Annotated in this window: 1 protein-coding gene; it reads left to right on the top strand. The window is 34.0% G+C overall.

What is annotated here, in order from left to right; all coding sequences use genetic code 11:
• Window positions 1-5,232 (top strand): non-ribosomal peptide synthetase (locus QMG30_RS24660; protein ID WP_281819884.1); only part of this gene is annotated, 5,232 nt, incomplete at both ends.

Below are 5,232 nucleotides of genomic sequence, written 5' to 3'. Positions count from 1 at the left end.
ATACGATCAAGGAAAATCTTAGTATAGCATTACCAGATTATATGATACCATCCGCTATAGTCAGGTTAGAAAATATGCCAATAACAATTAATGGAAAGATTGACAAGAAAGCATTGCCAACACCTCAAGTTGAAGGAAGCAAAAACGGTAAATATGAAGGACCAAGGAATGAAATTGAAGAAAAGCTCATTGAACTATGGGAAGACATTTTAGGTGTCAAGAGAATAAGCATAAACGATAGTTTTTTTGAATTAGGTGGTCACTCCCTTAGAGCTTCTATTCTGGTAAAACAAATTTATATGTGCTTCAAAAAAACGATTCCATTGAGGACTATTTTCTTGATGCCAACAATTAAACAGATAGCTCAAGTTCTTTCAACTATGCATAATGATGACATTGAAATTATTGATATAGCCCATAAGAAAGATTATTACCCTCTATCTTCAGCACAAAAACGCTTATACACATTACAGCAATTGGAAGAGGGGACAACCAGTTACAACATACCGAATATTGTAGAAATCCAAGGGACTATAGAGGAAGAATGCTTACAAAACGCCTTTAAGAAGCTATTAGATAGACATGAAACACTTAGAACTTCATTTGAAATAGTGAATGATGAGCCAGTGCAGATGATACATGACGAAATTGATGCATGTGTGGAAGTCATAGAAATAGAAGAAAAGGATATACAAGAAACAATAAAGTCACTTATCAAGCCCTTTGAATTAAACAAGGCACCACTAATCAGGGTTACATTGATTAAAGTATCAGATGGAAAAAGCCTGTTAATGTATGATATCCATCACATCATATCAGATGGTATATCTATGAAGATACTAGTAGAAGAGTTCATGAAACTGTATAGCAAAAAGGAATTGCCACAATTAACAAGGCAGTATAAGGACTACTCTGAATGGCAAAACAAACTGATAGAATCTAAAGAGTTCAAAAAAGAAAAAGCGTATTGGCTAGATATGTTTAGTGGAAACATACCAGTATTGAATATGTCGTCTGACTATACTCGACCAGCAGTAAAGAAATATGATGGAAGGGACATTGAAGTAGAACTGAATATTGATGTAGTGAAAAAATTGAAAAAACTATCTGGAGATACAGGTACTACAATGTACATGATATTAATGGCAGCATTTAACGTACTCATGAGTAAGTACAGCAATCAGGAGGACATTGTAGTTGGAACACCTATAGCAGGAAGGTCACATATAGATCTGGAAGGAATTATTGGAATGTTCGTGAACACACTGGCCATGAGGAACAAACCGGAAAGTGAGAAGACATTTCTGGAATTTCTAAATGAAGTCAAAGAGACAGCACTACAAGCATATGAAAATCAGAACTATCAGTTTGAAGAGTTGGTGAATCATCTGGAAGTAGTCAGGGATTTCAGTAGGAACCCTATTTTCGATGTCATGTTTGCGATGCAAAACTTTGAGAAGGTGGAGATAGAAGAAAAAGGATTAAGGGTAACGCCATACAACTATGAGAATAGCGTAGCCAAGTTTGATTTGACAATGACAGCAATAGAAAGAGACGAAAGAATAATGGTCAGTATCAATTATTGTACCAGCCTGTTCAAGGAAGATACAATCATGAGAATGATGGAACATTACGAGAATATATTGTCTATAGTCACAGAAGATGAAAATGTACAACTAAAAGATATCGATATGCTATCAACGGATGAAAAGGAAATGGTAGTAAAAGCCTTTAATGATACCTATGTAAAATACAACAAGCATAGAACAATCCAAGAAATATTTGAAAAGCAGGTAGAAGAGAGTTATGAAAGAACAGCATTAATATATGAAGATCAGGATATGACATACGAAGAGTTGAATAGAAGAGCCAATCAGTTAGCAAGAAAGCTAAGAGGATATGGTGTAACAAAAGACTCTATTGTAGGATTGATGGTAGAACGGTCATTTGAAATGATAGTAGGTATAATGGGAATATTGAAAGCAGGAGGTGCTTATCTGCCAATAGATCCCGAGTATCCACAAAACAGAATAGAGTACATGCTTGGCAATAGTGAAACCAGAATCCTATTAACCCAGTCATGGATTAGAGAAAAAGTGAAATATCAACATAAGATAATTGAATTAGATAATGAGGAACTCTATGAGGGAGACAGCAGTAATCCAGTAAACATAAATGAAGGAAGGGACTTAGCGTATGTCATATATACTTCAGGTTCAACAGGAAAACCTAAAGGTGTTATGATAGAGCACTGCAATCTAAACAATATAGTTACAATTATGCAGGATAAGTATCCAGTCAAGGAAGATGGTGCCTATTTATTGAAAACAAACTTTACGTTTGATGTTTCAATTGTAGAGATATTTGGATGGATATTAAGCAAAGGGCGATTAGTCATCCTTAAGCAAGGGGATGAGAAAGATATAAATAGGATAATAAATGCCGTAAACGTACATAAAGTAACTCATATTAATTTCGTCCCTTCAATGTTAAATGTACTAGTGAATCATTTAGATGAAGTTAATAAAAGGTCATTAAAGCATTTAGAATATGTGATGGTTGCTGGTGAAGCCTTTTCTGTTAAGCTGGCAAAAGAAATAAGTATTATTCTTGATACGAATATTGAAAATATATATGGACCTACAGAGGCAACAGTATATTCCACAGGATACTCAATAAAGGATGTGCATAAACTTGAATCTGTACCTATAGGAAAAGCATTAGATAATGTAAAGATACATATCATAGATAAAAACTTAAGGTTGAAACCAATAGGTATTGTAGGAGAACTGTGTATAAGTGGTGCTGGAGTAGCAAGAGGGTATCTTAATAATGAACAGTTGACAAGGGAAAGATTCATACCTAATCCCTATGTGTCTGGAGAAATAATGTATAAGACGGGTGATCTAGCAAGATGGTTACCAGATGGAAACATAGAATTCTGTGGAAGAGCAGATCATCAAGTTAAAATAAGAGGTTACAGAATTGAATTGGGTGAAATAGAAAGTCAGTTATTATCAGATAAAAGGATTGAAGAGGCTGTGGTAGTGTCAAAAGGTGAGACGGATGTAGATAAATATCTGTGTGCATATGTAACAACCACTGAAGAGATAAGTGATAATACAATCAAGGAATATCTTAGGATAGTATTACCGAATTATATGATACCATCGGTTATTATCAGGTTAGAAAGTATGCCATTAACAGTTAATGGAAAGATTGACAAGAAAGCATTGCCAACACCTAATGTCGAAGGAAGCAAGAACGGTGAGTATGAAGGACCAAGAAATCAAACAGAAGAAAAACTTACAAAATTGTGGGAGGATGTTTTAGGTGTCAAGAAAATAAGTATAAACGACAATTTCTTTGAACTAGGAGGTCATTCCCTTAGAGCAACAGTTTTAGCTAGTAAAATACACAAGAAATTCAGTGTTAACATACCACTAAGTCAAATCTTTAATAGTCCAAACATAAAGGAATTGAGTGAATATATTGTTAAGAATGAAAAAGAGGTATATAAATCAATTGAGATAGCAGAAAAGAAAGATAACTATCAGCTGTCATCAGCACAAAAACGCTTATACACACTACAGCAACTGGAAGTGGGGACAACCAGCTACAACATACCAAATATCGTAGAAATCGAAGGGACTATAGAGGAAGAACGCCTACAGAACGCCTACAAAAAGCTATTGACCAGACATGAAACATTGAGAACCTCATTCATAATAGTGAATGATGAGCCAGTACAGATGATACATGACAAAGTCGAAGCATGGGTGGAAGTTATAGAAGTAGAAGAAAAGGATATACAAGAGACAATTAAGGCACTTATAAAACCTTTTGAATTAAATAAAGCACCACTAATCAGGGTGATATTGATTAAAGTAGCACATGGAAAAAACCTGTTGATGTATGATATACATCATATCATATCCGATGGTATATCTATGAAGATACTAGTAGAAGAATTCATGAAATTCTATAGTGGAAAGGAATTGCCACAATTAACAAGGCAATATAAGGATTACTCAGAATGGCAAAACAAACTGATAGAAACTAAGGAGTTTGAAAAAGAGAAAATATATTGGTTGAATATGTTTAAAGAAAGTATACCAGTATTGAATATGCCTTCAGATTATGTTCGACCAGAGGTAAACAAATATGATGGAAGGGATATTGAAGTAGAACTGAATATAGATGTAGTGAAGAGATTGAAGAAACTATCAGAAAATACAGGTACAACAATGTACATGATATTAATGGCAGCATTTAACGTACTCTTAAGCAAGTACAGCAATCAGGAGGACATTGTAGTAGGGACACCTATAGCAGGAAGAGCACATATAGATCTAGAAGGAATAATTGGAATGTTCGTAAACACACTGGCTATGAGGAATAAGCCAGAAGGTGAGAAGACATTTCTGGAATTTTTAGGTGAAGTAAAAGGAACAGCATTACAAGCATATGAAAATCAGAACTATCAGTTTGAAGAATTAGTAGATCATCTAGAAATAACCAGAGATTTTAGCAGGAACCCCATTTTTGATGTCATGTTTGCGATGCAAAACTTTGAGAAAGTGGAGATAGAAGAAAAAGGATTAAGGGTAACACCATACAACTATGAGAATAACATATCCAAATTTGATTTGACAATGACGGCAATTGAAAGAGACGAAAGAATAATGATCAGTATCAATTATTGTACCAGCTTGTTTAAGGAAGCTACAATCATAAGAATGATGGAGCATTACGAGAATATATTGTCTACAGTTACAGAAGATGAGAATGTACAATTAAAATATATTGATATGTTATCAACGGATGAAAAAGAAATAGTTGTAAAAGCCTTTAATGATACCTATGTTGAATACAGTAGAGATAAAACAATTCAGGATTTATTTGAAGTTCAATCCATAAAATATAGAGATAGAATAGCTGTCAATTATGATGGTAAGATCCTTACTTATAGTGAATTGAATAATAAAGCCAATTATATTGCAAAATCATTGGTAGAAAAAGGGGTAACACATGGTGATATTATTGCAATTAATGCAAATAAGTCTCTGGAAATGATTATAGGTATACTTGCAGTATTAAAGGCCGGAGCTGCATACTTACCTTTGGATTTCAATTACCCAAGTCAAAGGATTCAGTTTATGTTGGATGACTGTGGGGTTAAGCTTTTATTATCTAACTTTGATCTAGATATGGAATATGAAGGTATAGAAA

It is taken from the genome of Vallitalea longa, from assembly GCF_027923465.1.
In the GTDB taxonomy this organism is placed as follows: domain Bacteria; phylum Bacillota; class Clostridia; order Lachnospirales; family Vallitaleaceae; genus Vallitalea; species Vallitalea longa.
This window is presented reverse-complemented; position numbering and strand designations above follow the sequence as displayed.